This is a genomic window from bacterium, from assembly GCA_030655055.1.
Classification (GTDB): Bacteria; Edwardsbacteria; AC1; order AC1; family EtOH8; genus UBA5202.
In genome coordinates this window covers 1-3,741 of the sequence record JAURWH010000146.1, presented here as the reverse complement: position 1 = coordinate 3,741, position 3,741 = coordinate 1, and the positions used below count along the sequence as shown (strand labels likewise).

Below are 3,741 nucleotides of genomic sequence, written 5' to 3'. Positions count from 1 at the left end.
GTTTCCGGCGACAGCAGGTAGATCTCGGCGTTGCCGTCCTTGGAAAGCGTCAGGGCCAGAAATTTTCCGTCCGGGGACCAGGCCGGAGAGGTGTTCAGTCCCTCGGTCTGGGAGATGATGGCGGTCTTGCCGCTGGCCAGGTTCAGGGAGACAATGTCGGTGCGGTTGCGGTAGAAGGAGACGAAGGCCAGCGCCCCGCCGCCCGGCTGCCAGTCCGGCGAGATGTTGATGGAGTTGAAATTGGTGAGGGCCCGAAAACCTCCGCCGTCGTAATCGGCCAGCATCAGCTCCTTGTTCTTTCCGCTTTTCAGGCTGAAAGCTATCTTGGTGGAGGAGACGCCGTTCTCGCCGCTCAGGTTCTTGATGATCAGGTCGCTGGCGGCGTGGGCCGTGGCTCTTGAGCCGTCCGGTTCGATGTCCTTGCTGAAGACCTGGCGTTGGATGCTCATGTCAAAGACCGACAGCCTGAGGGTGACCTTCTTCTTTTCCTGTTTCAGCTCCGGGATCAGCACCTGCCTGGCCCCCAGCATCTGCCAGGCCCCGATGTCCAGCTGGCCCTTCTTCAGCCCGTAGCCTTCCAGCAATGACGGAGGATAGACCAGCTTGAAGTACAGGGAAAAGGCCAGATCGTCGCCGATGATATCCAGCATCTTCTGGGCGTTAACCGCGGCTTCGGGTGAAGCCTTGGCATCCTGGGTCTGCAAAGGCGCGATGCCCAGCTCCAACTGCCGCCGTTCAGAAGTGGAAAGTTTCAGGTAGACGTCCGCCTGGCCAAATGCACTCTGGCAAAGCAAGATGATCGTGGGAAGAAGCAGTAAATATCTTCGTGCCATTTTAATTGAAGTATCTGATTTATTGTTTCGTGTCTTTTCGTGGGTGGGTTATTTGACGTACTCAAACTCAAAATGCACCCCCAAAGTAGCAAGCTTCATCTCCTCGGGCAGCGGCGGGAATACTTTGGCCTCGTACACCGCCCGCAGGGCCGACTGGTCGAAGATGGCGTCCCCGGAGGAGTTCTCGATCTTCACTTCCTGCAGCTTCCCGTTCTTGTCTATCCTAAAATAGACCTGGGCCCGCACCGTTTCCCTTTTCCCCTGGTAGGGGTTGTTCCAGTTCTGGCTGATCTTGGACAGGATCAGCGCCAGGTAATAGGAATCGGACGGCACTCCACCCTCGGAGGACAGTATCTTCATCCCCTTGGCCAGCCCGGTGGTATTGGATTTTGGGGAGGAGGCTTTTGCCTGCTTTGTGTCTTTGGCTTTCTTGTCGGCCTTGGGTTTTTCCTTTTTGGCCGAAGGCTCTTTCATGGCCTTTTCCTCCGGCAGCTGCGGACCCGGCATTTCCCGGGTTTCCGGCTCCTCAGATACCTCTGCCGGCAGCGAGACCAGGCTGACCTTGTAGACCTGGGGATAGATGGGCTTGGCCGACGCTTTCAGGACGTAGGAAGCGCCGAAGATGCCCAGCAGAAAGGCCAGGTGTATGAAGAATGATATGACGAAGGCTTTTTTCATTTGTCAGGTTTTATTTGACCTCTCCCTGTTTCCCTCCCCTCGAGGGGAGGGATGCCGCAAGGCAAGGAGAGGTTAAAAGTTCGCGTTAGCGGAAACACTCATTTACTGCACACAACGCACAGCGTTTGCCCTTGGTTATTCTTCTGGTCGCTAAAGTCATAAAACAATTCCGGCTTGAAACCAGTTTCAGTTAAAAGCGCAAAATAATCTTCTTCTTGCAAAGCCGGAGAAACAAAGGGACATTCCTCAAACCGCGTTGTTCCCTGCGAATCGACTATCCTATAAAGGTAGATCCCATTTACCCGCCTTTTGTCATCCGACAAGGTAAACGCCACTTTTCGTGATACTTTATGACCATTTGAAGGATCACTGATCGGTTTTGACCAGGGAATTTCCCTCTTGCCATCTGTAAAACTTGAAAGATCAAAACGCCTGACAGTCAGTAAAAATGCACCTTTGGGCGATAAATGCTTGTAGGCCGTTCTTAAACAAGCTGCTTGATCTTCCCTGGCGCGAAGCTCGCGAAAAGAATTATCCGCCATGAGTATGAGGCCAAACTGCCGGTCAAAGTTAAAACCGGTTATATCTACTTTGAGCAACTTGATCTTATTTTTTATTCCGGCAGGAAGTTTGCTGGTATTGTGTCCTGCCACCTCAAGCATTTTGTCGGAGAGATCGATCCCGGTAACATCAAAACCGGCCTCGGCCAATTTTATTAATAAGCGGCCTGTGCCGCAGGCTAATTCCAGTATTGGGCCACTAGTTTTTTGAGCGCAGCCCTTATACCAACTGATCTCATCCTCATTCAACGGGCTAAAATGCTCGTAATCCCAGCCGAATAATTGATATCTTTTAATATCTGCTGTCATCTGCATAATAGTTTTGTTAACACGGAAGACTGATCGTTCGACTGAGGCCCTCGGCTGAGCTCGGTCGAAGCCCTCACGCCGAAGTCTTGTCGAAGTCTCATTTCCCCAGTTTGGGCTCCGTCACTAATCCCAGGTTGGTGACCTTAAGCTCTTTCAGCTGCCCTATCACCTCCACCACCAGCCCGTAGGGCACCGTCTTGTCGGCCTTCAGGTAGACCGGCTGGCTGGGATTTGCCGCCAGCAGACCGCTGATCACCTTGGGGAACGCGCTCTGGGAAACGGTCTGGTTGGAGACGATGATCTTGCCGCCCGAGGTCAAAGTGATGGTCAGGCCCTCCTCCACCTGGGGCTTGGTGGACGAAGACTTGGGCAGGGCCACGTCCACCCCGGAGCGCATCATTGGGGCGGTGATCATGAAGGTTATCAGCAGGGTCATGCAGACGTCTATCAGGTTGGTCATGTTGATGGTGGCCAACGGCTGCAAACCGGTGCGCTGGCGCCGCATCTTACTTTCCTCCGTAGACCGAGTGCATCCTCAGGTCGCCCAGGAATTCCGAAGACAGGTTCTCCATCTCCAGCGTCATCTGGCGGATGTTGGTGTTGAATGCGTTGTAGGCCATGGAGGCCGGGATGGCCACCACCAGCCCGGCGATGGTTGTCACCAGGGCCTCGGCGATGCCCGGGGCCACGACTTGAATGCTTGACGACCCAAAGTTCTTGATGTCCACGAAAGCGATCATGATCCCCCAGACCGTACCCAGCAGTCCAAGCAAAGGCGAGATGCTGGTGATGGAGGCCAGCGAGATCAGCTTGCTGGAAAGGTCCTCCTCCTGCTGGCCGATGGACCGTTCCATGGCCGCCTGGATGTTGGGCAGCACCTCCAGCGGGAACGAGACCTGCTCGCCGCCGGAGAGGCGGTGGGCCTCGGCCAGGCCCTCGGCCAGCACGGAGAAGCTGGCGGAATCGGGGTTGGCGGACTTGAAGGGATCGTTGAAGTTCTTGCGCCGGCGGAAGGATTCCATGAATTTCTTGTTGGCCTGTTTTATTTTCTTGAAATAGCGGTGCTTGTATATTATCACCGACCAGGAATAGACCGAGAGGTAGACCAGCGAGAACATGATCAGGTTGGTGAATACGTCGTAGCCCAGGATCAGGCCCCAGAGTGTCTCTTTGGCAAAAGTATGGAACATGAATAGATTCTCCCTATCTATATCTTAGTTGCTAAATTACGGTGGTGGTTGCCTGCTTCATATTTTCAATTTATCCAGGAGCTGGCAGACGTACCCGTATGCCTCGCGGTTGTTGGTCTTGGCAAAGAACTTCATGGCATCCAGTCCCATGTAATGCTTATAACAAGCTAC

The 3,741-nt window shown here is 54.0% G+C and carries 5 protein-coding genes; all 5 read right to left on the bottom strand.

Translation table 11 applies throughout. The features are described 5' to 3' along the window. Positions 1-833 (bottom strand): hypothetical protein (locus Q7U71_06885; protein MDO9391481.1); only part of this gene is annotated, 833 nt, incomplete at its 3' end. Between the two features lie 48 nt (positions 834-881). After that, positions 882-1,511, bottom strand: a complete 630-nt coding sequence (locus Q7U71_06880) for an energy transducer TonB (GenBank protein ID MDO9391480.1) — start codon at positions 1,509-1,511, stop codon at positions 882-884. A 98-nt stretch (positions 1,512-1,609) separates the two neighbouring features. Continuing rightward, positions 1,610-2,386 carry a class I SAM-dependent methyltransferase gene (locus Q7U71_06875; protein MDO9391479.1) on the bottom strand — a complete coding sequence of 259 codons (777 nt, stop codon included), beginning with the start codon at positions 2,384-2,386 and terminating at the stop codon, positions 1,610-1,612. A 91-nt stretch (positions 2,387-2,477) separates the two neighbouring features. Then, positions 2,478-2,885 carry a biopolymer transporter ExbD gene (locus tag Q7U71_06870; GenBank protein MDO9391478.1) on the bottom strand — a complete coding sequence of 136 codons (408 nt, stop codon included), beginning with the start codon at positions 2,883-2,885 and terminating at the stop codon, positions 2,478-2,480. Position 2,886: 1 nt separating this feature from the next. After that, positions 2,887-3,570, bottom strand: a complete 684-nt coding sequence (locus tag Q7U71_06865; protein MDO9391477.1) for a MotA/TolQ/ExbB proton channel family protein — start codon at positions 3,568-3,570, stop codon at positions 2,887-2,889. Positions 3,571-3,741 lie beyond the last annotated feature (171 nt).